Consider the following 22,531-nt stretch of genomic DNA (forward strand, 5'->3'; position numbering starts at 1 on the left):
CTTGCCGCCCCAGCAACTGCGTCAAGGCGCTGGATTAGGCTGCAGTTCATGCAGCTTGTCGATCTCCGCGAGCACTTCCGGCGAGAGTTTCACCTCGGCGCTGGCGATGTTTTCCTTCAGCTGATCGAGCGACGTGGCGCCAATCAGATTGCTCGTCAGGAACGGCCGGCTGTTGACGAAGGCCAACGCGAACTGCGCGGGCGACAAACCGTGACGCTTCGCCAGTTCCACATAGCGCGTGGTTGCCTGAACCGCTTGCGGCTTGCTGTAGCGTTGAAAGCGCTCGAACAGCGAAATGCGCGCGCCTGCCGGACGCGCGCCGCCTTCATACTTGCCCGACAGCCAACCAAAGGCCAGCGGCGAATACGCAAGCAAGCCGATGTTGTCGCGATGCGCGTACTCGGACAGACCTACTTCGTACGTGCGGTTCAACAGGCTATACGGATTCTGGATGCTGACGATGCGCGGCAAGCCGAGCTTTTCCGCCGCGCGCAGAAACTGCGCGACGCCCCATGGCGTTTCGTTCGACACGCCGATATGGCGAATCTTGCCTGCCTTGACGAATTCGGCGAGCACCGACAGCGTTTCTTCGATCGGCACCGTGTATGCGTCGTCGACCCACGGATAGGCGGGACGGCCGAACGTCATCGTGCTGCGATCCGGCCAGTGCAACTGGTACAGATCGACGTAGTCTGTTTGCAGGCGCTTCAGGCTATCGTTGAGCGCTTCGGTCAGGTTCTTGCGATCGAACTGGTTGCCCTCGCCACGAATATGGCGCGGATTGTGCGGTTGACGCGCCGGGCCGGCGATCTTGGTGGCAAGCACGATCTTCTCGCGCGCGCTGCGATGCTGCGCGATCCATGTGCCGATATAGCGCTCGGTCGAGCCTTGCGTCTCGGGACGCGGCGGCACCGGGTACATTTCCGCGGCGTCGATCAGATTGACACCGTGGTCGAGCGCGTAGTCGATCTGTGCGTGCGCTTCCTGCTCGGTGTTCTGCTCGCCCCACGTCATGGTGCCGAGACCGATCAGGCTAACCTTCACATCCGAGTCGCCGAGTCTGCGGTATTCCATCGAACCTGTCCTGTTGTGTGTAAAGGGAAAGCGCTGACGTTACCATGTCGGCGCAATGCCTGCAGCGCGGCTAAAATGCTGCTTCAGCAGGCGCTCACACCGCCGCGCTCAATGAATTTTCCGTCGACCCATCTGCGATGAATCCCGAACACCTCGAATTACTGGTCACGCGCGTGATGCCTTACGGAAAATATAAAGGCCGGCTGATCGCGGATCTGCCGGGTCACTATCTGAACTGGTTTGCGAGCCAGGGCTTTCCGCCGGGCGAAATCGGCCGTCTGCTGGCGTTGATGCACGAGATCGATCACAACGGTTTGTCGTCGCTGATCGAGCCTTTACGCAAGCGCTGAGAGCGACGCCTGCGGCAGATGCCAGCCATAGGTGACGGCGAGCACGCGCAAGATGACACACACCGCGCCGCCGGCCAATGCGGCGACGCCCGCCGGCAAGCCGGCGCGCCGCGCGACCACCACGATGAATGCGCCGGCGCGAAAAGCGGTATGGGTCTCGCGCTGACTATTTCGCGAGTCGAGGCTTGCCGAGCCCGCTTTCCCTCGGCAGGCAACCCATCGCGGTCAGATGCACAAGCAGGCGGTCTACCGCTTCTTCGATCGAGACGCGATCGGTTTCGATCATGACATCGGGGTCGAGCGGCACATCGAACGGCCCGGAAATACCGGTGAAATGGGGAATCTCGCCGCGCCGCGCACGCGCATAGAGGCCTTTGACATCGCGCCCTTCGCACACCGTCAGCGGCGCATTCACAAACACTTCGACGAAACCGTCGCCGATGATCTCCCGAGCCATGCGCCGATGCTCATGCGCGGGCGAGATCACCGCGGCAATCGCGATGAAGCCCTGTTGCATGAACAGCGCCGCGACGTGCGCGACCCGCCGCAGATTTTCAGCGCGGTCTTCGGGTGTGAAGCCGAGGCCCGCGGTCAAGCCGCGTCGCAGCACGTCGCCGTCGAGCACGATCGAGGCATGCCCGGCTTCTTTCAGACGCTGATGCAACGCGTCGGCCAAGGTCGATTTACCGGCGCCGGACAAACCGGTCATCCATATGACGGCCCCGCGGATGGCGCTCATGACTTCCGCTCCGTGCCAGTAGTCGCCGTGCCGGCATCTGCCAGCGACGCACGCTCGTGCGCGCTGAAGCTGCCAGCCGGCGCCAGCGCCGGTCCCAACCCCTCGAACAAGGGTTGCAGCAACGCCTGCTGCGGCTGCCAGCGCTGCAGCGATGTCTTGTAGAGCGGGCGGCGCACCTGTGCCGCGCTTGCCGTGTTCACCTGCCGCCTGGTCTGGTGGAACGATAGACAGCGCTCGTCCCAGTCGAGTCCACAATGCGCGAGCAAACGCCGGACATTGCCTTCGAGATCTTCGACCAGCTCTTCGTATTTGATTTCGATCATCGTGCCCTCAGGCAACACGCGTTGCCAATGTGCCATCAGCGCGTCGTACGCGCGATAGTAGCGGCCCAGTTCACCGAGATCGTAACTGAACGGCACGTCGTGGAAAATTCGAGAAAAAATCGACAGGCAGCTCTGCAACGGCGAGCGGCTGCTATGAATGAAGCGCGCATTCGGCAACGCCAGATGAATCAGCCCGACGTTGATGAAATTGAACGGATATTTGTCGGTGAAACGCGTGTAGCCCGGCGCTCCGGTTTGCATTTCCGGCAGCGACGTATACATGCGGCGCAAATAGTCGGCGCCGAGCGTGCGCAATTGCGCGGCACCGAGGCCCTGCAATGCCTCGAAGTTGATACGCAACGGGTCACCTACATTGCGGCCGATGCTATTCACCAGTGCCTCGCCGAACTCCGTGCGCTCACCCGCGCCGAAAACTTGCGGATGACTCGCAAGAATCTGCTCGATCAGGGTCGAACCGGAGCGCGGCATACCGACGATAAAAATCGGTGCGGCCGATGGGTCACCCAGACCGCGTTTGGCCGCCAGCACCTCTGAGCTCAGGAGCTCGGGCAAATGTGCGAACAGGCCGAGTGACGCGGCTTCGTCATAATGCACGCCGGCGCGGTGCAATGCGTTGCCCTTCAGGAAGTGGTCGAACGACGCGTCGTTGCGGCCCACATCGGACAGCGCCTGCCCATACGCGAAGTGAATCTCCGCCTGATTGGCGGGCGTGAGCGAAGCGGCAACGCCGGCGAATTGCTCGAGCGCGACGAACACCGGATCGTCGGCGGTAAGGCGCTTGGATTGCACGAAGTTGCGGTAATACAGCGGCACCTGCGGGGCAGCGTCGATCGCGCGGCGATAGGCTTCGTGCGCCTCATCGAAACGACCGAGTGCCTGCAGGCAGTTGCCCGTGTTGTTGTACGAGCCGTCGGCTTTCGGATTCAATCGGACTGCTTCGCGATAGGCGTCTACTGCGTGCTCGAGCCGGTGCATCTGCTCAAGCGACCAGCCGAGGCCGTGACGCAAATCGGCGTTCAGCGGATCGAATGCGATTGCTTCGTGATAGCGGACGACCGCTTCGGAAAAGCGGTTCAGCGCGCTGAGCGTCGCGGCGAGGCGCTCATGGACGACGGCGTCGACGGGATCGAGCGCGCGCGCTGCTTCGAAACATTGGAGTGCGGCCTGGAGTTCGCCGCGAGCGGCGCAGGCGTCGCCTTTGGCGCACCATTCTGATGCGGTCGCAGGCTGTGGATCGTGCTTCATTGACGGCCAGGTTTTTGCAGGCTTCGCCTCAGGCGGCCCGGCAATGTGGAATGCGTTCTTCTTCGTCCAGCGTCAGCACAAGCATGGGCCTGGATTCAAAAGGAAATTGTCTGACGGGAAAGTATCAGGCGCGCCCTACAGTTACGTTTCGAAGATTTAACGAACTGTTACAGCGTGATGAATCCGTCATAGTTTGGAGGGCTGCCGCAATGCGCGGCCGCTATGCCGTTGGATCGCCGCGCGGGCCTCATGGAAGCGCGCCGGCGCATCCAAGCCGTAATTTGCGGACACAAATCAGGCTGAACTCCGAGGCACGCCGTTTTTCTCATTCTTATACGCGGGAGAAAATCGTGAGCAGGCTCATTGCATCAGTCGCGATGTTGGCCGTGGCGGCAAGTCTCACCGGGTGCGTGGTCGCGCCTGGCTACGACTACGCCTATGCGCAGCCCTATTACCCCCCCTACGGTTATGCCTACGGGCCGGTGTATGGACCGGCTTACGGTGCGATCAACATCTGGGGCGGCTGGGGTGGCCCGTGCTGTTACTACCGTGGGGGTGGTGGGTATTGGCATGGCCAAGGGTGGCACGGCGGAGGGTGGCACGGAGGCGGCGGCTGGCACGGCGGTGGTGGCGGCCACGGTGGTGGCGGTGGCGGCAGTTCGTGGAGCAGTGGCGGCAGCCAGGGCGGGCACGGGCATTGACGCCGCTGCGCAAGGCGCAGGCCAATCGAACCAGGTATCGACTGACGAGACGACGCTGCATCGCGCAGCGTTTTGCAAAGGCAAAAGCAAAAACGGCGTTGTGATTTCTCACAACGCCGTTCGGTCAAACTTTCGCAAACTTTTACTGCTTGAATTCTTTGGGGTGGCTGATGGGGCTCGAACCCACGACAACAGGAATCACAATCCTGGACTCTACCAACTGAGCTACAGCCACCACTGACATCTGCTTGACTTGCTAAGTAACTCGTTGCTGAGAAACTTGGCTCGTCGATGAAGAAACGAGATTATACGAACAAGAATCTCGTTTGCCTAGTCCTTTATTCAAAAATTTCGACGGGCTCACGCAGATGCTGCCTTGCCTCGTCGAAGATGCTCAGATCGCGCGCCGCCAGACGTTTGCTATCGGACAAAACGCGACGCCATCCACGTGCACCTGCCTCACCGCGATAGAGGCCGAGCGCATGACGCGTGATCGAACCAAGGTACGTGCCGCGAGCCATTTCAGCCGCGCAATATTCGATCAGCTTCGCCTCGACCTGCTCGCGCGTGAGCGGCGCATCCGTTGAGCCATAAAAGCGTGCGTCGACATCGGCCAGCACATAAGGGTTGTGATAAGCCTCGCGGCCAAGCATCACACCATCGATGTGCTGAAGATGCGTCTCCACCTCATCAAGCGTCTTGATGCCGCCATTGATGATGATCTCCAGATGCGGGAAATCGCGCTTCAACTGATACGCGTAATCGTATTTGAGTGGCGGAATCTCGCGGTTCTCTTTCGGGCTCAAGCCCTTAAGAATCGCGTTGCGCGCGTGCACGACGAACACGTTGCAACCGGCATCGGCGACCGTGCCGACGAAATCGCGCACAAAGCCATATTCCTCGACCGCATCGACGCCAATCCGGTGCTTGACCGTGACCGGTACCGAGACGGCATCGCGCATTGCCTTCACGCAATCAGCGACGAGTTGCGGCTCGTTCATCAGGCAAGCGCCGAACGCACCGCGCTGCACACGCTCAGACGGGCAGCCGCAGTTCAGATTGATCTCGTCATAGCCCCATTGCTCACCCAGCTTAGCCGAACGCGCAAGGTCGTCAGGCTCACTGCCGCCGAGTTGCAAAGCAACCGGCGCTTCTTCGGGCGTAAACGCCAGATGGCGCGGCACATCGCCGTGCAGCAACGCGCCGGTCGTGACCATTTCGGTGTAGAGCCATGTATGGCGCGATATCACGCGATGCAGCGAGCGGCAGTGACGATCGGTCCAGTCCATCATGGGCGCGACGCTCACGCGGCGTGGACTGGGAGTTTGAGCTGAAGACATGGGGCGGCCAGACGGCTTGAATCAAACCGCAATTTTACCGCAAGTAGCCAAATGCCCCTGAAACGCTTGTGACGAGCGAGGAATTCCCGCAAATCCCGCCGATAACCCGCCCTGCCAAGCGGGTCTTTCAACGTCGAAAACACTTGACAGACGGGGTCAGTCCACCGCTAACACCTGTCCCATATACGTCAGACCGATTATTTCAATAACGAGAACAGTAATTTCAGATTATCGGCACAAATTCTTGATAGTAGGGGTATACACTGCATTCCATCGACGTTGCAGACACACCTCACCGGCCCCTGCGACGCCTTCCTGAAATGAAGTCGAAACGTTATCGGAGTCACACCATGAAGACCAAGCTTATCGCCGCCCTGTTGGTTGCTGTTTCTGCCTCGATCGCTGCTCCCGCATTCGCTAGCGGCTACGGCCCGGCACCGTTCTATCGTCCGTCGGTCGGCGCACCGGCTTCGCAACAAGGCCAGAACTCGCAAACCGTCGCGGCTGAACGCGCTAGCGCCGAATCGAACGCATACGGTGGCGTGAACAACGTGTCGTCGCAATCGGGTACGCGTGCACCGGCTTCGTCGGGCCCGCAATCGGTTTTCTTCGGCCACTAATCTGTTGCCGTTGAAGGTTGCCGTCCACAAGACGGCAGCCGAACTGGGCGCCGCGCATGCAGCAATGCATGCCGGCGCCCAGTCCCGTTTACACGGCGGCCGCGCCTACGGTATCAAGCCCCGACCACGGGCTCATTACGCCCCGCGCATATCCTCTTTCGCCGATTCGCAAAAACGAATCCGGTTACCGAACGGATCGACCGTCTCCAGCACTTTTCCCCACGGCAACGCTTCAACACCCGGTTTCCCGTACTTGTAGTCTTTGCGCTGAAGTTCGGCATGCAACGCGTCGATGTCCCGCACCGGCACGAAAATCGTCGAACCCGGCGTTGCGTCGCCATGATGCTCGCTCAAGTGCAAAATCAGCTCGGAGCGGCGCACCTGCGCGTAGAGGGGAAAATTGGCGTCGAAGCGGTGTTCCCAGTCAATGGTGAAGCCGAGAAAGTCCACGTAAAACTCCCTGGCTTTCTCTTCAGAAAAGATACGGATGATCGGAATGGCAGGTGCCAGGTGCACAGCGGTCTCCAGCAAGTCGAAAGATCGTCAGCTTAATCGAATGCGCTTGCCAGCTCACGCGCTTGTGACTATGCGGCGAGGCCGGCATCGATCGTTTCGCGCGCCGCCGTGAAGCCTGCCTGGGCCGCGGCGTGCTCGGTGGACCACAGGGTGTCGATGTGCACGAGCCGCCAATCGACCACCACCGCGTCGTCGCGCAACACCCGAAAGTGCGCCTTGACGCCGGTGAGCACCTGTTCGACCGCAACTTCGATGTCGTAGACCTGATAGCGCTCCTGGTAGTCGCCCATGTCGAGGCCCTTCGGCTCCATGATCGCCTCCTTGTTGTCTCTCCGTGTTCCTCGCGAAAATCCGCGGCCATACCTCTCCACCGGGCCGTCGTCGCGGCTCGGAGCATGCACCGGCTCGGCCCTCATCTGACGATCAGTCGCAATCGCCAGAAAGGTACTGCCGGCCGCTGCAGGTGATTTCGACTTCGCCGCCGCTCGCTTCGGCGGCGAGCCCGTTCGACAGCAATTCCGCCGTGACGGATTGCGCAAACTTCGGCATGGGCTGTCCGACGCCGACATCGTTCAGGCGCCGCAATGCTTCAACCGCTTCCGGACTTAATGACTTCGACATGGCCGTCTCCGTCGTGATGCTCAATTCATCGTAGCAAGTTTCGCGGGAGCACGCAGGGGCGCGTCGCGGCATGGACGTTGCGTGCCGTTTGGATGGGGGCGTGCCCGGCGTTGCGCGCCGGCATTGTTTGCGCGCCGCTGCGTGCACGGCATTGGCGTATTTAGGCGAGCCGATATCTGAACGCAGCGCAATCCGCGAATTTGCGCGCAGCACTGGGTCTATCCCACGAGCGTGGCGGCAGCAAATCCAGCAAGCGGCATCGGAAAGGAGGACGAGATGGAGCGAAGCAGAATAGCAGCGATGAAGGCATGCGGCGCGCTCGCGGCGTTCAGCGCAAGCGTCACCTTGGCGTTCGGACAAGCGTCGAGTCCGGCGCAAAAGACACAGGCAGCGCCGCAGAATGGCGGCGCATCGATGGTAAAGCCGCCCGAAGCAGCCTCGGGCTCAGGCGGTTCGAGCAATCCCGACAATATGCCGATCAAGCGTCCAGACAAACCGACCAACGACAAGATGATGCACGAGCCGCCCGCCAGCGCCGCCAACGCAAAATAGCGTCGGCGCGCGGGGCGGTACGAATGGTGCAAACGGTGCGAATAGTGCGGTCGGGCTTACAGACGCGCGATCGACACCTCCGTCGACTTCACCAGCGCGACCACTTCCGAGCCGACCTTCAAGTCGAGTTCGTCGACCGAACGTGTGGTGATCACCGAGGTGACGATACCGAACGGCGTGTCCACATCGACCTCGGACACCACCGGTCCGCGGATGATTTCCTTGACCTTGCCTTTGAACTGATTGCGTACATTGATTGCGGAAATGGTCATATCGAGTGACTCCAGAAAAGCGATTGAAAACAGTCAGTCAAGGGATCTCAGACGGCCCAACGGACGTCTGTCGGCCGCCTGAGGCGGCCCTCGTCACGTGCGTCGTAAGCGCGATGGGACAGCGCGTCGTCATTCGGCGCCGTCTTCAGTACGCGTTGCAACACATGTTCTTCCAGCGCGGCAAAACCGGCCGACGCACGCGCCCGCGGGCGCGCAAGCGGCACCGGCTGATCGAGCGCAATGCGACCTTCTTCGATCAGCAGAATCCGGTCGCCTAGCGCGACGGCTTCGTGCACATCGTGCGTCACCAGCAGCGCGGTGAATTGATGTTCGCGCCACAGGCGTTCGATCAGCGCGTGCATCTCGATGCGCGTCAAGGCGTCGAGCGCGCCGAGCGGCTCGTCCAGCAGCAATAATTGCGGCCGATGCACCAGCGCACGCGCCAACGCCACACGCTGACGCTGACCGCCGGAGAGCTGCGCGGGCCAATCGTTGGCGCGCTCCAGCAAGCCGACTTCGTCGAGCACGGCGCGCGCATCTTCACGCGCGCTGCGGCCGAGGCCAAGCATCACGTTTTGCAGCACGCTCTTCCAGGGCAAGAGCCGCGCGTCCTGAAACATAATGCGGGTATCGAGCGGCTGACCGTCTTCGGTGCGCTTTTCGAGCACGCCCGACGTGGTCTTCTCCAGACCCGCGACCAGTCGCAACAAGGTCGATTTCCCGCAGCCGCTGCGGCCGACAATCGCCACGAAGCTGCCGCGCTCGATCGACAGATCAAAATCGGACAACACCTTGCGCTCGCCGTACTGCTTGCCGACGCCGCGTAACTCGACGGAATAATCGGCGGACCGGCGTGCGTCGTTGCGCGCCAAGGCACCCGCCGCCGAGGGCACGCCGCCCACGCGAGGGTAATCGTGCGCCGGATCTGCGCGGTCGAAGCCGGCGGCCTCATCTGCGTCGTGATCGACGGTGCGCGGTTGCGCCAGTTCGGCTTCGAGGTCGCTGCCCACGATACCGCCGAATGACGCCGACAATGTCGTTGCGCTCATACTTTCGCTCCTCGTTGATAGGCCGGATGCCAACGCAGCGACACGCGCTCGAGTGTCTTGGCCAGCACGTCGGCGAGTTTGCCGAGCGCCGCGTACAGCAGGATGCCCACCACCACGACATCGGTTTGCAGGAATTCGCGTGCGTTCATCGTCATGTAGCCGATGCCCGACTGCGCGGAAATGGTTTCAGCGACGATCAGCGTGACCCACATCAGCCCGAACGCGAAACGCACGCCGACCAGAATCGACGGCAACGCGCCCGGCAGGACCACGTGCCGGTACAGTGCGAAACCCTTCACGCCGTAACTGCGCGCCATTTCGATCAGATTGGCATCGACCGAACGGATGCCGTGAAACGTGTTCACGTAGATCGGGAAAAACACGCCCAGCGCGACGAGAAACACCTTCGCTTCTTCCTCGATACCGAACCACAGGATGACGAGCGGGATCATCGCCAGCGCGGGAATGTTGCGGACCATCTGCACGGTCGAATCGAGCGCGATTTCGGCGGGTTTGAAAAGACCCGTCGCGAGGCCGAGCACGAGCCCAATACCGCCGCCGATCGCAAAGCCGGACACCGCGCGCCACGTGCTGACTTTCACGTCCGCCCACATTTCGCCGGACTGGATCAGCGACCACGCGGCCTTCACGACCGCAAGCGGTTCGGGCAGCACACGCGTCGAGAGAATGCCGCTACGCGCCGCGAATTCCCACGCCAGCAGAATCGCCAGCGGCGCGAGCCACGGTGCAAGATGCGCACCGATGCGGCGCAATACGGCGAGACCCGCGCCTTGGCCCGCGCCAGGAGCCGCGCCCGCGTTCGTGCCTCGTTCCGCACGCACAGTGGATTGAGCCATGATGATTTCCTCGTTGCCTATCGATGGGCGTCGTTGACGAACCGGGCGAACCTGCTCAGCTCGAGCTTGTCGCCTTCGGCAGATACTCGTTGCCGACGATCTCGCCGAACGGACCCGAGAGCGGGCCACGGGCCTTCTTGGTTTGATGGCCCGGCAGCAGCGGAAACACCAGTTCGGCGAAGCGATACGACTCTTCAAGATGCGGATAGCCCGACAGGATGAACGTGTCGATACCAAGTTCGGCGTATTCCTTCATTAGCGCGGCCACCTGTTCGGGATTACCGACCAGCGCCGTGCCCGCGCCTCCGCGCACGAGACCCACGCCCGCCCACAGATGCGGATAGACCTCGAGTTCCGCGCGGCCGCCGCGCTTGCCGCCGTGCAAGGCAGCCATGCGCCGCTGCCCTTCCGAATCCATCTTCGAGAACGACGCTTGCGCACGAGCAATCGTTTCGTCGTCGAGCTTGCTGATCAGCTTGTCGGCGGCGGCCCATGCTTCCTCTTCGGTTTCGCGCACGATCACGTGAAGGCGAATGCCGAACTTGATCTGGCGGCCGCGCGCTTCAGCGCGGGCGCGAATGTCGGAGATCTTCTTCGCGATGGCTGCGGGCGGCTCGCCCCACGTCAGATACGTGTCGATGTGATCGGCCGCGATATCGTGCGCCGCAGCCGACGAACCGCCGAACCACAGCGGCGGATGCGGGTTCTGCACCGGCGGATACAGCGACTTGCCGCCCTTCGAGATCAGATGCTTGCCGTTGAATTCGATCGAATCGTTGGTGTGCGCGGCGGTCAGTAGCTTGCGCCAGATGTGCAGGAATTCGTCAGTGATTTCATAACGCGTGTCGTGGTCGACGAATATACCGTCGCCTTCCAGTTCGGCCGGAGCACCACCGGTCACCACATTGATCAGCAAACGCCCGTTCGACAAACGATCGAAAGTGGCCGCCATGCGCGCCGCCAGACCCGGCGAAGAAAGGCCTGGACGGATCGCTACCAGAAACTTCAGGCGTTTGGTCGCGGCGATCAGGCTCGATGCGACGACCCAGGCGTCTTCGCACGAACGGCCGGTCGGCAGCAACACGCCTTCGTAGCCGAGCGTATCGGCGGCGACGGCGACCTGCTGGAAGTAGTCGAAATCGGCTGCGCGTGCGCCTTGGGACGTACCGAGATAGCGGCTGTCGCCGTGAGTCGGAATGAACCAGAACACATTCATTTGCTGCTCCTGCTTGTTCGAAACTGGATTGAAATGGAGACGTGTGTAACGACGGTGCGTCGAGTGAAAGCGCGCACGCTGGTCGCGCGCCGCAAGCCGCGCGCCGCTGGTCGCGCACATCCATCCGGCACGAGAGCCGGAGATGGAAACGCTAAGAAGGACGGAACTACCGCGGTGAAGTGCGAACTAGTTGTGGATTAGTTCCGACAGCGCATCCACGAACGCGCGTGGGTCATGGAACAGTTGAAGATCGGCATCAGGCAGGACATCGCGACGGCTTCCCTCGACCAAATGTGCGCGTGATGCGCTCGATTAAACAGGCGACGGCGGCAAACGCCGTCTGCATGGAGAAACAGTCTATGGATCGGGGCGCGGCTTTTGAACGATTTTTTTTAGCTTAGGTTTTCCACTTTCGTGATTAGCCCGACGCTAAAGCATACGGATGTTGCGCCTCACCGACGCTGGAAGCGGGTTGCCCCTATATATAATGGCGCCACGTTTCCAATAATCCGGTGCAGGCCGCGCGAACCACGCCGCCTGAGCTCTCGCGGTGCAATGCATGCAAAAACTCATCCTGCCGTTCGTCGCCGGTTTTCTGGCTTCCCTGTTCTTTCATGAATCGACCCTGGCGCTGCTGCACGCAGCCGGGCTGATCGACCCAACCGGTTTTTCGACCGCACCGTTTTTGCCGCTCGGGCTGCCCGAGTTCATTGCGAACGCAATCTGGAGCGCGTGCTGGGCGGTACTGATGGCGTGGCTGTTGCGCGTCGCGCCAGGGCGGCGCGCGCCATGGGTGCCCGCCTTTGTATTCGGCGGCATTGCGTTGACGGCGGCGAGCGTGTTCGTGGTCGATCCGCTGCGCGGCATCTGGCCGAGCGGCAATATGCTGCCGCGCCTCGCAGTGGGTTTCGCGGCGAACGCGATGTGGGGCTGGGGCGCGCTGGTGTTCATGCGCGCATTCATGGCGAGCGAAGACGAGGACTGAGCGTCTTGACGCCGGCTCGCGAGCTATGCTGATCGGGCGATCCGGCGATCCGGCGATCCGGCAACCGGCAACCGGCATAGCCTCTGCTGCTATCGTCACTGTTGCCCGGTCTTGCTCAAGCCCGCAGATCGCGCAACGGGTGTTCGTTTGCCGGCCACGGGCTTTCGAACATCTTCGCCACATCGGCGGCGCTCACGTCTTCAATGCGCGCAAAACGCCAGCGCGGCGCGTTGTCCTTGTCGATGATGCGCGCGCGAATCCCTTCGATCGTGTCGCCCTGCGCAAAGCTCGTGCGCGTCAGATCGAGATCGCAGCGCAACACATCGGCCATCGACCCCTCGGCGCGCGTCACCACTTCCAGCGACACGGCCATCGACAACGGCGAACGTTCGCGCAACACGGCAATCGTCTGCTCGGCCCAATCGGCGGCCTCATCTCCATGTTCCCGTTCCTGCTCCAGCGAAGCGAGAATCTGCGTCATGTCGGGCAACGCGAAATGCCGGTCGATCAACGCACGTGCGCTCGCCAGCAGCGAAGCATCGGGTGCCGGCACGACGTGATGCGCAGCCGTCTCGCGCTCGATGCACGCCACCACGTCTGCGCCACGTTCGAACAGTTCGGAGCGCACCGTATCGACTAGCGCGGGCAATGCCGCGTCGTCGATATAGGCGTCGGCGAGGCCTGCGTAGAGCGCATCGGCTGAGCCGATCGTTTCGCCGGTGACCGCCAGATAACGGCCGAGCGCGCCGGGTGTGCGCGCCAGAAACCAGCTCGCACCGACATCGGGAAAGAGCCCGATGCGGGTCTCGGGCATCGCCATCTTCGTCGAATTGGTCACAACACGCAGGCCGCCGGTACGATGCGCGCCCTGCGAAATCCCCATGCCGCCGCCCATCACGACGCCATTCATCAACGCGATGTACGGCTTCGGGTAGGTGAAGATCGCGTGATTGAGCCGGTATTCCTCGGTGAAAAACGTGTCGCGCGCGTCGTGCTCGCCGCGCTGTGCCGACTCGTACAGAAAGCGGATATCGCCGCCCGCACAGAATGCGCGCGGATGCGCGCTGCGCACCACCACGGCGAGCACGTCCGGATTTTCGCGCCACTGATCGAGCGCCGCGTGCATCGCGCGAATCATGCCGGTCGACAGCGCGTTGAGCGCCTTTGGTCTTTCCAGTTCGATGAAACCGATGCGGTTGGCTACGTAAGTCGCGACTTCGTCGCTGACGGCGGGCGAGGCGGAAATGGACATGGAGAGCTAAGCGCGATGGCGCGAAATGAGTCGGAACTGAACGTTATCACGCACTCGCGGCTTTGGGCTTGGTAGCGGGTTCGGTGTCCGCTTTGATGGCGCGGTTGGTATCCGCCTCGGTGGCGGGTTCGACGGCCGATGGCTCAGGCGACCTGGTGGACTTTTTGCCCGACGGCGCGGATGGCTGAGATGGCTGAGATGGCTGAGATGGCTGAGATGGCTGAGATGGCTGAGATGGCTGAGATGGCCGCGTGGCCGGTTCGTCGTACCATTCGTCGTACGATTCAACCGGCGCTTCAGCAGACTTTTTTTCCGCGCGCGGGAAGCACTCGTGACGCCTCGCGGCTGCCCGGCGTCTTGCGTGCCCAGCCAGGCATCCAGTGCGACGCCCACCACCGTATCCAGCGGCGCGCTCGGAAATAAGGATACGAGGAAGGTATCCGTCATGCTTTCGACGCAGCGCGCGAGGCGGCATCGGCGAGCGCCGACACGCACTGGGCGCCGCGAAAACAGACTGACTGAGGACGGCTTTCGCAAGCGAGTGAGTTTGAAGGAGGTTATCCGCGCGTCAGCGATACGAGCCGGATCAGGCCGCCACGTTGCCTGGTGGGAAATGGCCGCTCTTGAGCAGCACGGGCGTGCCATTGCTGATCTGCAAATGTTCGCGCGCAACCGCCTCGATGTGCGGACGCCCGGCGTCGAACGCGCGCATCCAGCCTTCGAGATCCTCTGAGTACGCGCCGAAGTGATCCTCGAGCGCCTCGACCGAGATCGCGCACGGCACCGGTTCGCCGTCCACGAGCGCGGGAAACACAACCGTCAGATTGGAGTCGCGGTAAGCAGGCGCATCCGCGGGAAACCGAATTTCCATGGTCGCCTCATCAGAAGTATCCAGCAGCAAAGGGACACCGGCGATAACCGGCCACCCCCGGACATGCCCGCTATAGTACTCGCGCGGCTGGACCGCGGTCCAGCCTCCTTCGCCCTCCTGCTCGATGTCGCGCGCCCCGGGCAGATAAGTTCTGCAGGCGGATCGATACGCAGAATTGCACTTGTGCCGCCAGCCTCTGTCGAACCGGTTCACCGGCACGATCTGTGCCGACGCAGTGACGCCATTTCGAGTTCACCGAGCGCAATATGGGAAAATATTTTCTGCAGAACCACGAACTGCCTGAGCCGGATGCGGCAAACAAATGGTTTGCGTACGCCGAAAGCCACGGCATCGACATTCCGAAAGCCATCAGCATCTGGGAAGACGCGGCAACCGAAAGCGGCGCGCAAAGCCGCCAACTGGTTAGCGCGGCGGGCATCACGATCGAAACGCCTTAGCCCCTGTAGGGCACACTTCCGGTGTGCGTGGCGAGTCTCGATACCTATTTGAAAGGAAACATCACGATGCATTTCATGACGCAATTGCGCCGCTCCGGCCGCTTCCGACCTAGCAGCGCCGCGCTTGCTCTCGTCCGCAGGGCGTCCCTGTCTGTTGCCCTGCCCGCCGCCATGCTGCTCGGCGCGGGTCTCGCCGGCTGCGCATCGTCGAACACCACGTCGCTGATCAATCTGCCGAACGGTCAGACGGGCTTTGCTGTGAACTGCAGCGGCGCCGACGCCGCTTCCAGTTGGGCCTCGTGCTACGTGCAGGCCGGCAACGCATGTGGCGCGACCGGCTACGACATCGTGTCGAAAGACAACGATGAAGGCGGCGCCGCGGGCGGCAGCGTCACGAACGTCGTCTCGGCCAACGTGAAAAACCGTTCGATGATCGTGCGCTGCAAGTAACGCTCAGTGCGCCTGCATCTTCGAGAACATGTTCAACACGGCGACCCCGGCAACGATCAGCCCAAGCCCGATGATGGCCGGCACGTCAGGCACTTGCCGGTACAGCACGAGCGCGACCAGCGTAATCAGCACGATGCCGGCGCCGGACCATACCGCGTAGACGATGCCCACCGGAATACTTTTGAGCGTGAGCGACAGGCAATAGAACGCGATGCCGTAGCCAATCACCACGACTGTTGCCGGCAACAGTCGCGAAAAACCTTCCGACGCCCGCATTGCGGAGGTCGCGATGACTTCGGCAACGATCGCAATGGCGAGCAATGCATAAGGAGGCATCCGCATCGCCTCAGGCCTTTGCAAGCGCAAGCTTGCTGTAGTCGTGGCCGAGGTGAGCGCACAGCGCCTCCACCACCAATTCGTGATCCGCACGCTGCGGCAAACCGGATACCGTGATCGAGCCGATCACGCCGGCGCCCGCTACCGTCAACGGAAATGCACCGCCATGGGACGCATATTCCGTGACCGGCAAGCCGTGCTTGTCGGCGAGCGTGCTACCCGCCTGTTGCATCTTCAAACCGATCGCGTACGAACTGCGCCGAAAATGCGCGACCGTGTTGCCCTTGCGGCGCGCCCAGTCGACGTTGTCCGGCGTCGCTCCGTGGAGCAAGCTGAAGAACAGCGGCTGGCCGAACGTGCGCACGTCGATGGCGGCGGCGATGCCGCGTGCCTTGGCAACATCGTGCAGGTAGGCACCGACCTGCCATGCGCGGTCGGCATCGAATTGCGGGAACACCAGCGCATGTTCCTGAGCGGCAATCACCTGTAGATCGTGAGCGATATCCATGGAGTTCAGAGCAAGGTAAGAAGTGAAGCGCAGGCCGTTGCACATGCATCCCGGTGCGCGAAGAGAATCTGGATTCTAGCGCAGCGCCTTACGAGTGCCTTCCGGTATGCGACGCCGGCAATGCGCGCCGCGACGTTGGCAAGCGCCGCGCTGTGGAGGCCGCGTCGCATTGGCATGTATTGAAGCCGGTTCTTAAATAGCTATTGCGTTGGTCGCCGCTTTGTCCTATAATCTTTTCTTCGACGGACGCGGGGTGGAGCAGTCTGGCAGCTCGTCGGGCTCATAACCCGAAGGTCGTAGGTTCAAATCCTACCCCCGCAACCAAGTAGCTCTTAAGTAGCTAAAGTGGTTCGAAACGTCGAAACAACATCAAAGGCTTGCCCAACCGGCAGGCCTTTTTTGTTTTCTGCCTCTCGTTTTCTGCCACGTAGTTGCGCGCGTTCCGCACGCCGAATTGCGCATCCTTCCCGCGCTCCTGTCCGTAGCCGGACAAGCACCCAAATCTTTGGCAACCCTGATCACGCTCAGCGCCGCAGCTTCCGCGCGAGCACACCGCCACTCCTGTTCGCCCTCATTGATCTGGACTCCAAACAGAACCGCATTCTTCGTCAACGGTAGTGGCAGGCACACGCGCCAGCGAGGGCCTGACCAGTGAAATATCCTCACCCCGCACTGACTGGCACACACCACCATGGCCCGCTCCCGACAAAACTCGCCCCAGTGATAAACTCCCATCACTCTTTCTCGTCCCCTTCCTATGAAATTCTGTTCTGTCTGCGGCCACGGCGTCAGCCTGAGCATTCCGCCGGGTGACAACCGCGAGCGCTTCGTATGCGGCAGTTGCGGCACGGTGCATTATCAGAATCCGCGCAACGTGGTCGGCACCGTCCCGGTCTGGGACGACAAAGTGCTGCTGTGCCGTCGCGCGATCGAACCGCGCTACGGCTACTGGACGCTGCCGGCAGGCTTCATGGAAATGGGCGAAACCACCGCCGAAGCGGCTTCGCGCGAAACGCTGGAAGAAGCCGGCGCGCGCGTCGAGGTGCAGAGCCTGTTCTCGCTGCTGAACGTGCCGCACGTGCATCAGGTGCATCTGTTCTATATGGCGCGCCTGCTCGATCTCGACATCGCGGCCGGGGAGGAAAGCCTCGAAGTGAAACTCTTCGAGGAACACGAAATTCCGTGGGACGAAATCGCCTTCCCGACCGTCGGCCAGACCTTGCGTTTCTTTTTCGCCGACCGTGCCGCCGGCAGCTTCGGCCTGCATACGGGCGATATCTTCCGCTCGCTGCGCGAAGGTTGAGCGGCGCGCATGGTTCCCTGGCTCGGACCTGACGAACCGTTTCCCTCCGTCGAACGCGCGCTCGGCGCGGCCAGCGGCGCACCCGGCCTGCTCGCCGCCAGCGGCGACCTGCTGCCGTCGCGGCTGATCGACGCCTATCGGCGCGGCATCTTCCCCTGGTATTCGGACGGCCAGCCGGTGTTGTGGTGGAGCCCCGACCCGCGCATGGTCCTGCGCCCCGCCGAATTCAAACTGTCGCCGTCGCTGCGCAAAACGCTAAAGCGCGTGCTGCGAGAAGACGCCTGGGAAATCCGTGTCGACCATGATTTCGCCGCCGTGATGCGTGCCTGTGCGCAGGCGCCGCGGCACGGCCAGCGCGGCACGTGGATCACCGCCGACGTGGTCGAGGCGTATTCATCGCTGCATCGGGTGGGCGATGCGCACAGCATCGAGACCTGGTTCGAAGGCCGGCGCGTCGGCGGTTTGTACGGGGTGTCGTTCGGCCGGATGTTCTTCGGTGAATCGATGTTCGCGGAGGTAACCGATGCGTCGAAAATGGCGCTGGCCGCGCTTGTCGGACACTTGCGCCGTCACGAAATAGAAATGATAGACTGCCAGCAGAACACGTCGCATCTGGCGTCGCTGGGCGGCCGCGAGATCGCGCGCAAAGCGTTCATTGCGCATGTTCGCGCGTCTGTCGATGCACCGCCGATTCCCTGGCGCTTCGACAAGACCGTATTGCGCGATGTCGTCGCGCCGGCGGCGTAGAAAGAATCAGGCCGAATCCGGATCCGTCGCCTACCGAGCCGCGGGTCACGAGCCGTCAGGCACGCCGGGTTTGCAATACCAGAGACGCTTCGAGAGCTGCCAACGTGACTCATCCCAACGAGCTGCCTCTTTCCCCGCTTTCAGCGCTGCAATTTTATGCAACGGCGCCCTATCCCTGCAGCTATCTGGATGGCCGCATCGCGCGGTCGCAAGTCGCCACCCCCAGCCATCTGATCAACTCCGACGTCTATACCGATCTCGTCAAGGCCGGCTTTCGCCGTTCGGGTGTGTTCACCTACCGTCCGTATTGCGATGGCTGCCGCGCCTGCGTGCCGGTGCGCGTGCCGGTCGATCATTTCGAGGCGAATCGCACACAGCGCCGGGTCTGGAAGAAGCACGGCGAGCTGGTCGCAACCGTCGCCCCACTGCATTACGACGAAGAGCACTACGCGCTGTACATGCGCTATCAGTCGGCTCGGCATGCCGGTGGCGGCATGGACCGCGACAGTCGCGATCAATACGAACAGTTCCTGCTGCAGAGCCGGATCAACTCGCGGCTGGTCGAGTTTCGCGAGCCGCTGCCGGATCATCCGGGAGCGCCGGGCATTCTGCGCATGATCAGCATGATCGACATCCTCGGTGACGGGCTCTCGTCGGTCTACACGTTTTTCGAACCGGGCCTGCCGCACACCAGCTTCGGCACCTACAACATCTACTGGCAGATCGAGCAGGCGAAGAGCCTCAAGCTGCCCTACGTCTACCTTGGCTACTGGATTCGCGAGAGTCCGAAGATGGCGTACAAGGCGAATTTCCGGCCGCTCGAAGGCCTGATCGACGGCGCCTGGAAAGTGCTCGATCCCGCCAGCATCGATCTGCCGCCGGTCGATCTGGCGATTCAGGGCAGGCGCGGGCCGCTGCGGCCGTAATGTCCGCGGGCCTCGTCCACCAAGCAGGTGCGGCCCCCACGACGGAGCCAAGCAGGTACGCGCGGCGGCCGGTCGCACAAGACTAGCGCCGCTCGCACCGGCTCACGCCTTTGGCCCACTTCCAGTTAGTCTCATTAAAGTCCCAAAGCCGGTAAAATGGCGGGTTCCCATTTTCCGGCCGCCCGGCTTCGTCCCGTGTTCAGTTCCCTCTACCCGCTCGTACGCGCCCAACTCTTTCGCATGGACGCGGAAGACGCTCACCACCTGACCTTGCGCATCCTCGGCGCCGCCGGCCGCACCGGCCTTGCCGGCGCGCTTGCGCCACGCGTGCCGGATGCGCCGCGCACCGTGATGGGGCTGACGTTCAAGAACCCGGTCGGGCTCGCCGCTGGGCTCGACAAGGACGGCGCGTGCATCGACGGTCTGGCAGCGCTCGGCTTCGGTTTCATTGAAGTGGGCACGGTCACGCCGCGCGCGCAGCCGGGTAATCCGCGCCCGCGCATGTTCCGCCTGCCGCAGGCGAATGCCGTGATCAACCGGATGGGCTTCAACAACGCGGGCGTCGATCAGTTCGTCAAGAACGTGCAGGCCGCGCGCTATCGCGGCATGCTCGGGCTGAACATCGGCAAGAACGCCGACACGCCGATCGAGCGCGCCGCCGAAGACTATCTGTACTGCCTCGAACGCGTGTACCCGTTCGCGAGCTACGTGACAGTCAACATCTCCTCGCCGAATACGAAGAATCTGCGCCAGCTGCAAGGCGCGGGCGAACTCGATGCGCTGCTCGCCGCCTTGAAGGACAAGCAGCAGCGTCTGGCCGACATGCACGGCAAGCTGGTGCCGCTGGCGCTGAAGATCGCGCCGGACCTCGACGACGAACAGATCAAATCGATCGCCGATACGCTGTTGCGCCACAAGTTCGAAGGCGTGATCGCCACCAACACCACGCTGTCGCGTACCGCCGTCACCGGTATGCAATACGGCGACGAAGCCGGTGGCCTGTCGGGCAAGCCGGTGTTCGACGCGTCGAACGAAGTGATCCGCAAGCTGCGCGCCGAAGTCGGCGAAGCGGTTCCGATCATCGGCGTGGGCGGGATTTTCTCAGGCGAGGACGCGCGCGCGAAGCTCGCTGCGGGCGCTTCGCTGGTGCAGCTCTACACCGGCTTCATCTACCGCGGACCGGCGCTCGTGGCCGAATGCGCGCAGGCGCTGCGCTAAGGCGAACGTTGAGCCGTGGTCTTAGGGCCTCGCGGGTTCGTGCGTGGTTTCGGGCCGGCTTGAGCCGACTTGGGCCGGCTTAGGCCGCCGGCCAGTGCCGGGGCCGCAGCCGGCCCAAACCGGGCACAAACCGGACATAAGCGGGACATAAGCGGGACATAAGCGGGGCATAAGCCGGTCCGCTCCCCGCCATCACCCAATCCGCATCCGTAATATAGACATAAACAAACGATATTTACGTTCCGATAGTCTGCTTTGTTATCCTTTCGTCTGTTGAAACGCCAGACGAAAAAAGGAACAGGATGAAATTTGGCTTGTTGAAAAAGATGCTCGTCGCCGGCCTGATCGGCGCGTCGTTCACCGCTGTCACTGCCCACGCGGATGACCTGCTCGACCAGGTCAAGCAACGCGGCACGCTGCGCATCGGTCTGGAAGGCACTTTCCCGCCGTTCAATTCGAAAGCGCCGTCGGGCGAACTGGTCGGCTATGACGTCGACATCGCCAAGGCCGTTGCAGCCAAACTCGGCGTAAAACCGGAATTCGTCACGACCGAGTGGAGCGGCATCATCGCCGGTCTGCAGGCGGGCAAGTTCGACGTGATCGTCAACCAGGTCGGCATCACCGACGCACGCAAGCAGGCGCTCGACTTCTCGCCAGCGTACACGTACTCGGCCGCGCAACTGATCCAGCGTAAGGACGACACGCGCCAGTTCAAATCGCTCGACGATCTGAAGGGCAAGAAGCTCGGCGTCGGTCTGGGCACGAACTACATGGACATGGCGAAGTCGGTGCCGGGCATCGACGTGAAGACGTATCCGGGCGCGCCTGAATACCTGCGCGACCTGGCCGCCGGCCGTTTGGACGCGGCGCTGAACGACCGCCTGATGCTCGCGTATCTGATGAAGAACTCGCAACTGCCGCTGCGCACGGGCGCGACGGTCGGCGCGGGCAACCCGTCGGGCATTCCGTTCAAAAAGGGCAATCCGAAGTTCGCCAAGGCGATCGACGACGCAATGACCCAGCTCGAAGCGGACGGCACGTTCTCAAAGATCTCGGACAAATGGTTCGGTATCGACGTCAGCAAGCCGATCAAGTAACGCGCGCTGGATGAACGAAGGGCGGCATCGTCGATGATGCCGCCCTTCGCTTTTGTCCATGATGTGCGCCTATGCGCGCCAACCCTACCAACCGCCCATGTCCACCACTTCCCTGCTCGTCCAATCGCTTCCTGTGCTCGCACAGGGCGCCGTCCTGACGGTCAAGTTCGCGGTTCTGTCGATGATCTTCGGCCTCTTTGCCGGCGCTGTGCTCGCGGTGATGGGCGTCAGCCACAACCGCGCGCTGAACTGGATCGCGCGCGTTTATGTGAGCGTGTTCCGCGGCACGCCGCTGCTGGTGCAGATCTTCGTGATCTATTACGGCTTGCCGAGTCTCGGCATTTCGCTCGACCCCACCCCCGCGGGCGTGATCGCGTTGTCGGCGAATGTGGCGGCGTATCTGTCGGAGAGCATGCGCGGCGCGATTCTCGGCATTCCCAACGGCCAGTGGCTAGCCGCCTATAGCCTGGGACTCTCGCGACGCCAAACGCTGCGCTATGTAATCGCGCCGCAAGCCTTGCGCATCGCCGTGCCGAGTCTGTCAAACAGCTTGATCAGCCTGATCAAGGATACGTCGCTGGTGTCGGTGATTACCGTGACCGAATTGCTGCGCAGCGCGCAGGAGATCATCGCGTCGACCTATCAGCCGCTGCCGCTGTACCTCGCGGCAGCCGCGGTCTACTGGGTGCTGTGCCAGGTGCTCGAGTGGGTGCAGCACTGGTATGAAAAGCGCCTCGCGCTGCCGGCGCGTCATTGAGCACGCACTGAACACGTCACCGAGCACGTCACTGAGCACGTCACTGAGCACGTCACTGAGCACGTCACTGAGCACGTCAATAAGCACCCAACCTGGCGCGCCGCCTCGCCCCTCGCTCAACGCCACA

The 22,531-nt window shown here is 62.3% G+C and carries 29 protein-coding genes and 2 tRNA genes; 14 read left to right on the forward strand and 17 right to left on the reverse strand.

Annotated features, from left to right (window positions below):
• Positions 1-21: 21 nt before the first annotated feature.
• Positions 22-1,074 carry an NADP(H)-dependent aldo-keto reductase gene (locus HHL24_RS16525; protein WP_169486521.1) on the reverse strand — a complete coding sequence of 351 codons (1,053 nt, stop codon included), beginning with the start codon at positions 1,072-1,074 and terminating at the stop codon, positions 22-24.
• Positions 1,075-1,211: 137 nt separating this feature from the next.
• On the opposite strand from HHL24_RS16525, the gene HHL24_RS16530 reads away from it, so the two are divergent.
• Complete coding sequence (locus HHL24_RS16530) at positions 1,212-1,424, forward strand: DUF3820 family protein (RefSeq protein ID WP_006048800.1); 213 nt, start codon at positions 1,212-1,214, stop codon at positions 1,422-1,424.
• On the opposite strand, the gene HHL24_RS16535 is transcribed toward HHL24_RS16530, so the two are convergent.
• The 3 genes from HHL24_RS16535 to HHL24_RS16545 are packed head-to-tail and all read right to left on the reverse strand — an operon-like array spanning position 1,410 to position 3,752.
• On the reverse strand, positions 1,410-1,547 hold the full coding sequence (locus HHL24_RS16535; RefSeq protein WP_206002887.1) for a hypothetical protein: 138 nt from the start codon (positions 1,545-1,547) through the stop codon (positions 1,410-1,412). The two genes, HHL24_RS16530 and HHL24_RS16535, sit on opposite strands and share 15 nt — an antisense overlap.
• 43 nt (positions 1,548-1,590) lie before the next feature.
• On the reverse strand, positions 1,591-2,163 hold the full coding sequence (cysC, locus tag HHL24_RS16540; RefSeq protein ID WP_169486522.1) for an adenylyl-sulfate kinase: 573 nt from the start codon (positions 2,161-2,163) through the stop codon (positions 1,591-1,593).
• The gene (locus tag HHL24_RS16545; RefSeq protein ID WP_169486523.1) at positions 2,160-3,752 is read right to left on the reverse strand and encodes a tetratricopeptide repeat-containing sulfotransferase family protein; all 1,593 of its coding nucleotides are present in this window, start codon (positions 3,750-3,752) and stop codon (positions 2,160-2,162) included. The genes cysC and HHL24_RS16545 overlap by 4 nt, the downstream gene beginning before the upstream one ends.
• Positions 3,753-4,102: 350 nt before the next feature.
• On the opposite strand from HHL24_RS16545, the gene HHL24_RS16550 reads away from it, so the two are divergent.
• Positions 4,103-4,453 carry a hypothetical protein gene (locus tag HHL24_RS16550; RefSeq protein ID WP_169486524.1) on the forward strand — a complete coding sequence of 117 codons (351 nt, stop codon included), beginning with the start codon at positions 4,103-4,105 and terminating at the stop codon, positions 4,451-4,453.
• 159 nt (positions 4,454-4,612) lie between these two features.
• Here the strand turns inward: HHL24_RS16550 and HHL24_RS16555 are convergent.
• Positions 4,613-4,688, reverse strand: a tRNA-His gene (locus tag HHL24_RS16555).
• A 103-nt stretch (positions 4,689-4,791) separates the two neighbouring features.
• Positions 4,792-5,793, reverse strand: a complete 1,002-nt coding sequence (dusA, locus tag HHL24_RS16560) for a tRNA dihydrouridine(20/20a) synthase DusA (protein WP_169486525.1) — start codon at positions 5,791-5,793, stop codon at positions 4,792-4,794.
• Between the two features lie 350 nt (positions 5,794-6,143).
• On the opposite strand from dusA, the gene HHL24_RS16565 reads away from it, so the two are divergent.
• Positions 6,144-6,413 carry a hypothetical protein gene (locus tag HHL24_RS16565; RefSeq protein WP_169486526.1) on the forward strand — a complete coding sequence of 90 codons (270 nt, stop codon included), beginning with the start codon at positions 6,144-6,146 and terminating at the stop codon, positions 6,411-6,413.
• Positions 6,414-6,548: 135 nt separating this feature from the next.
• On the opposite strand, the gene HHL24_RS16570 is transcribed toward HHL24_RS16565, so the two are convergent.
• From HHL24_RS16570 to HHL24_RS16580, 3 genes are all read right to left on the reverse strand, one after another.
• Positions 6,549-6,929: a glyoxalase superfamily protein gene (locus HHL24_RS16570; protein WP_169486591.1), complete on the reverse strand. Its 381-nt coding sequence runs from the start codon at positions 6,927-6,929 to the stop codon at positions 6,549-6,551.
• A gap of 68 nt (positions 6,930-6,997) precedes the next feature.
• Positions 6,998-7,240 carry a DUF6566 family protein gene (locus HHL24_RS16575; protein ID WP_169486527.1) on the reverse strand — a complete coding sequence of 81 codons (243 nt, stop codon included), beginning with the start codon at positions 7,238-7,240 and terminating at the stop codon, positions 6,998-7,000.
• 112 nt (positions 7,241-7,352) lie between these two features.
• The gene (locus tag HHL24_RS16580) at positions 7,353-7,550 is read right to left on the reverse strand and encodes a hypothetical protein (protein WP_169486528.1); all 198 of its coding nucleotides are present in this window, start codon (positions 7,548-7,550) and stop codon (positions 7,353-7,355) included.
• 276 nt (positions 7,551-7,826) lie between these two features.
• Between HHL24_RS16580 and HHL24_RS16585 the strand changes: the two genes are divergently transcribed.
• Positions 7,827-8,102 carry a hypothetical protein gene (locus HHL24_RS16585; RefSeq protein ID WP_169486529.1) on the forward strand — a complete coding sequence of 92 codons (276 nt, stop codon included), beginning with the start codon at positions 7,827-7,829 and terminating at the stop codon, positions 8,100-8,102.
• A gap of 56 nt (positions 8,103-8,158) precedes the next feature.
• On the opposite strand, the gene HHL24_RS16590 is transcribed toward HHL24_RS16585, so the two are convergent.
• Genes HHL24_RS16590 through ssuD form a run of 4 tightly spaced genes read right to left on the reverse strand, consistent with a single transcriptional unit; the run spans position 8,159 to position 11,496 of the window.
• A complete protein-coding gene (locus tag HHL24_RS16590) occupies positions 8,159-8,374 on the reverse strand; it encodes a TOBE domain-containing protein (RefSeq protein ID WP_028198179.1) in 216 nt (71 codons plus the stop codon).
• A gap of 47 nt (positions 8,375-8,421) precedes the next feature.
• Positions 8,422-9,423: an ATP-binding cassette domain-containing protein gene (locus HHL24_RS16595; protein ID WP_169486530.1), complete on the reverse strand. Its 1,002-nt coding sequence runs from the start codon at positions 9,421-9,423 to the stop codon at positions 8,422-8,424.
• Positions 9,420-10,280 carry an aliphatic sulfonate ABC transporter permease SsuC gene (gene ssuC, locus HHL24_RS16600; RefSeq protein ID WP_169486531.1) on the reverse strand — a complete coding sequence of 287 codons (861 nt, stop codon included), beginning with the start codon at positions 10,278-10,280 and terminating at the stop codon, positions 9,420-9,422. The genes HHL24_RS16595 and ssuC overlap by 4 nt, the downstream gene beginning before the upstream one ends.
• Positions 10,281-10,335: 55 nt before the next feature.
• Positions 10,336-11,496: an FMNH2-dependent alkanesulfonate monooxygenase gene (gene ssuD, locus HHL24_RS16605; protein WP_169486532.1), complete on the reverse strand. Its 1,161-nt coding sequence runs from the start codon at positions 11,494-11,496 to the stop codon at positions 10,336-10,338.
• Positions 11,497-12,055: 559 nt separating this feature from the next.
• On the opposite strand from ssuD, the gene HHL24_RS16610 reads away from it, so the two are divergent.
• Positions 12,056-12,481, forward strand: coding sequence for a hypothetical protein (locus tag HHL24_RS16610; protein WP_169486533.1), 426 nt, complete (start codon positions 12,056-12,058; stop codon positions 12,479-12,481).
• Positions 12,482-12,596: 115 nt separating this feature from the next.
• On the opposite strand, the gene HHL24_RS16615 is transcribed toward HHL24_RS16610, so the two are convergent.
• Both HHL24_RS16615 and HHL24_RS16620 read right to left on the reverse strand, forming a co-directional pair.
• On the reverse strand, positions 12,597-13,733 hold the full coding sequence (locus HHL24_RS16615) for an enoyl-CoA hydratase/isomerase family protein (protein WP_169486534.1): 1,137 nt from the start codon (positions 13,731-13,733) through the stop codon (positions 12,597-12,599).
• A gap of 586 nt (positions 13,734-14,319) precedes the next feature.
• On the reverse strand, positions 14,320-14,604 hold the full coding sequence (locus HHL24_RS16620; protein ID WP_169486535.1) for a DUF1488 family protein: 285 nt from the start codon (positions 14,602-14,604) through the stop codon (positions 14,320-14,322).
• 266 nt (positions 14,605-14,870) lie between these two features.
• Between HHL24_RS16620 and HHL24_RS16625 the strand changes: the two genes are divergently transcribed.
• Positions 14,871-15,062 (forward strand): hypothetical protein, encoded by a 192-nt coding sequence (locus HHL24_RS16625; RefSeq protein ID WP_169486536.1) that lies wholly within the window; start codon positions 14,871-14,873, stop codon positions 15,060-15,062.
• 66 nt (positions 15,063-15,128) lie between these two features.
• Positions 15,129-15,512: a hypothetical protein gene (locus HHL24_RS16630; RefSeq protein WP_169486537.1), complete on the forward strand. Its 384-nt coding sequence runs from the start codon at positions 15,129-15,131 to the stop codon at positions 15,510-15,512.
• Between the two features lie 3 nt (positions 15,513-15,515).
• Here the strand turns inward: HHL24_RS16630 and HHL24_RS16635 are convergent, their stop codons facing one another.
• The gene (locus tag HHL24_RS16635; RefSeq protein ID WP_407947509.1) at positions 15,516-15,848 is read right to left on the reverse strand and encodes a DMT family transporter; all 333 of its coding nucleotides are present in this window, start codon (positions 15,846-15,848) and stop codon (positions 15,516-15,518) included.
• Positions 15,849-15,858: 10 nt separating this feature from the next.
• Complete coding sequence (locus tag HHL24_RS16640) at positions 15,859-16,356, reverse strand: heme-degrading domain-containing protein (RefSeq protein WP_169486539.1); 498 nt, start codon at positions 16,354-16,356, stop codon at positions 15,859-15,861.
• Positions 16,357-16,603: 247 nt separating this feature from the next.
• On the opposite strand from HHL24_RS16640, the gene HHL24_RS16645 reads away from it, so the two are divergent.
• From HHL24_RS16645 to HHL24_RS16675, 7 genes are all read left to right on the forward strand, one after another.
• Positions 16,604-16,680: transfer RNA gene (locus HHL24_RS16645), tRNA-Met, on the forward strand.
• Positions 16,681-17,113: 433 nt separating this feature from the next.
• Positions 17,114-17,659, forward strand: coding sequence for an NUDIX hydrolase (locus HHL24_RS16650; RefSeq protein ID WP_035550671.1), 546 nt, complete (start codon positions 17,114-17,116; stop codon positions 17,657-17,659).
• Between the two features lie 9 nt (positions 17,660-17,668).
• Positions 17,669-18,406, forward strand: a complete 738-nt coding sequence (gene aat / locus HHL24_RS16655; protein WP_169486540.1) for a leucyl/phenylalanyl-tRNA--protein transferase — start codon at positions 17,669-17,671, stop codon at positions 18,404-18,406.
• 104 nt (positions 18,407-18,510) lie between these two features.
• Positions 18,511-19,332 carry an arginyltransferase gene (locus HHL24_RS16660; RefSeq protein WP_169486541.1) on the forward strand — a complete coding sequence of 274 codons (822 nt, stop codon included), beginning with the start codon at positions 18,511-18,513 and terminating at the stop codon, positions 19,330-19,332.
• Positions 19,333-19,572: 240 nt separating this feature from the next.
• Positions 19,573-20,550, forward strand: a complete 978-nt coding sequence (locus HHL24_RS16665; protein ID WP_230417490.1) for a quinone-dependent dihydroorotate dehydrogenase — start codon at positions 19,573-19,575, stop codon at positions 20,548-20,550.
• Between the two features lie 302 nt (positions 20,551-20,852).
• Positions 20,853-21,647: a cystine ABC transporter substrate-binding protein gene (locus HHL24_RS16670; protein ID WP_169486543.1), complete on the forward strand. Its 795-nt coding sequence runs from the start codon at positions 20,853-20,855 to the stop codon at positions 21,645-21,647.
• Positions 21,648-21,744: 97 nt separating this feature from the next.
• Entirely contained in the window at positions 21,745-22,404 is a 660-nt protein-coding gene (locus tag HHL24_RS16675) for an amino acid ABC transporter permease (RefSeq protein WP_169486544.1), read from the forward strand.
• Positions 22,405-22,531: the final 127 nt, after the last annotated feature.

The sequence above is a fragment of the Paraburkholderia polaris genome (assembly GCF_012927345.1).
Lineage (GTDB): Bacteria > Pseudomonadota > Gammaproteobacteria > Burkholderiales > Burkholderiaceae > Paraburkholderia > Paraburkholderia polaris.

Bases quoted from the DNA above. Each gene is read 5' to 3' on its own strand.
- HHL24_RS16675 (WP_169486544.1), top strand. From the start codon at position 21,745: ATGTCCACCACTTCCCTGCTCGTCCAATCGCTTCCTGTGCTCGCACAG.
- HHL24_RS16525 (WP_169486521.1), bottom strand. From the start codon at position 1,074: ATGGAATACCGCAGACTCGGCGACTCGGATGTGAAGGTTAGCCTGATC.
- dusA (WP_169486525.1), bottom strand. From the start codon at position 5,793: ATGTCTTCAGCTCAAACTCCCAGTCCACGCCGCGTGAGCGTCGCGCCC.
- HHL24_RS16635 (WP_407947509.1), bottom strand. From the start codon at position 15,848: ATGCCTCCTTATGCATTGCTCGCCATTGCGATCGTTGCCGAAGTCATC.
- HHL24_RS16610 (WP_169486533.1), top strand. From the start codon at position 12,056: ATGCAAAAACTCATCCTGCCGTTCGTCGCCGGTTTTCTGGCTTCCCTG.
- ssuD (WP_169486532.1), bottom strand. From the start codon at position 11,496: ATGAATGTGTTCTGGTTCATTCCGACTCACGGCGACAGCCGCTATCTC.
- HHL24_RS16615 (WP_169486534.1), bottom strand. From the start codon at position 13,733: ATGTCCATTTCCGCCTCGCCCGCCGTCAGCGACGAAGTCGCGACTTAC.
- HHL24_RS16665 (WP_230417490.1), top strand. From the start codon at position 19,573: ATGGACGCGGAAGACGCTCACCACCTGACCTTGCGCATCCTCGGCGCC.
- HHL24_RS16575 (WP_169486527.1), bottom strand. From the start codon at position 7,240: ATGGAGCCGAAGGGCCTCGACATGGGCGACTACCAGGAGCGCTATCAG.
- ssuC (WP_169486531.1), bottom strand. From the start codon at position 10,280: ATGGCTCAATCCACTGTGCGTGCGGAACGAGGCACGAACGCGGGCGCG.
- HHL24_RS16630 (WP_169486537.1), top strand. From the start codon at position 15,129: ATGCATTTCATGACGCAATTGCGCCGCTCCGGCCGCTTCCGACCTAGC.
- HHL24_RS16620 (WP_169486535.1), bottom strand. From the start codon at position 14,604: ATGGAAATTCGGTTTCCCGCGGATGCGCCTGCTTACCGCGACTCCAAT.
- HHL24_RS16650 (WP_035550671.1), top strand. From the start codon at position 17,114: ATGAAATTCTGTTCTGTCTGCGGCCACGGCGTCAGCCTGAGCATTCCG.
- HHL24_RS16590 (WP_028198179.1), bottom strand. From the start codon at position 8,374: ATGACCATTTCCGCAATCAATGTACGCAATCAGTTCAAAGGCAAGGTC.
- HHL24_RS16595 (WP_169486530.1), bottom strand. From the start codon at position 9,423: ATGAGCGCAACGACATTGTCGGCGTCATTCGGCGGTATCGTGGGCAGC.
- aat (WP_169486540.1), top strand. From the start codon at position 17,669: ATGGTTCCCTGGCTCGGACCTGACGAACCGTTTCCCTCCGTCGAACGC.
- cysC (WP_169486522.1), bottom strand. From the start codon at position 2,163: ATGAGCGCCATCCGCGGGGCCGTCATATGGATGACCGGTTTGTCCGGC.
- HHL24_RS16580 (WP_169486528.1), bottom strand. From the start codon at position 7,550: ATGTCGAAGTCATTAAGTCCGGAAGCGGTTGAAGCATTGCGGCGCCTG.
- HHL24_RS16585 (WP_169486529.1), top strand. From the start codon at position 7,827: ATGGAGCGAAGCAGAATAGCAGCGATGAAGGCATGCGGCGCGCTCGCG.
- HHL24_RS16565 (WP_169486526.1), top strand. From the start codon at position 6,144: ATGAAGACCAAGCTTATCGCCGCCCTGTTGGTTGCTGTTTCTGCCTCG.
- HHL24_RS16545 (WP_169486523.1), bottom strand. From the start codon at position 3,752: ATGAAGCACGATCCACAGCCTGCGACCGCATCAGAATGGTGCGCCAAA.
- HHL24_RS16625 (WP_169486536.1), top strand. From the start codon at position 14,871: ATGGGAAAATATTTTCTGCAGAACCACGAACTGCCTGAGCCGGATGCG.
- HHL24_RS16530 (WP_006048800.1), top strand. From the start codon at position 1,212: ATGAATCCCGAACACCTCGAATTACTGGTCACGCGCGTGATGCCTTAC.
- HHL24_RS16640 (WP_169486539.1), bottom strand. From the start codon at position 16,356: ATGGATATCGCTCACGATCTACAGGTGATTGCCGCTCAGGAACATGCG.
- HHL24_RS16670 (WP_169486543.1), top strand. From the start codon at position 20,853: ATGAAATTTGGCTTGTTGAAAAAGATGCTCGTCGCCGGCCTGATCGGC.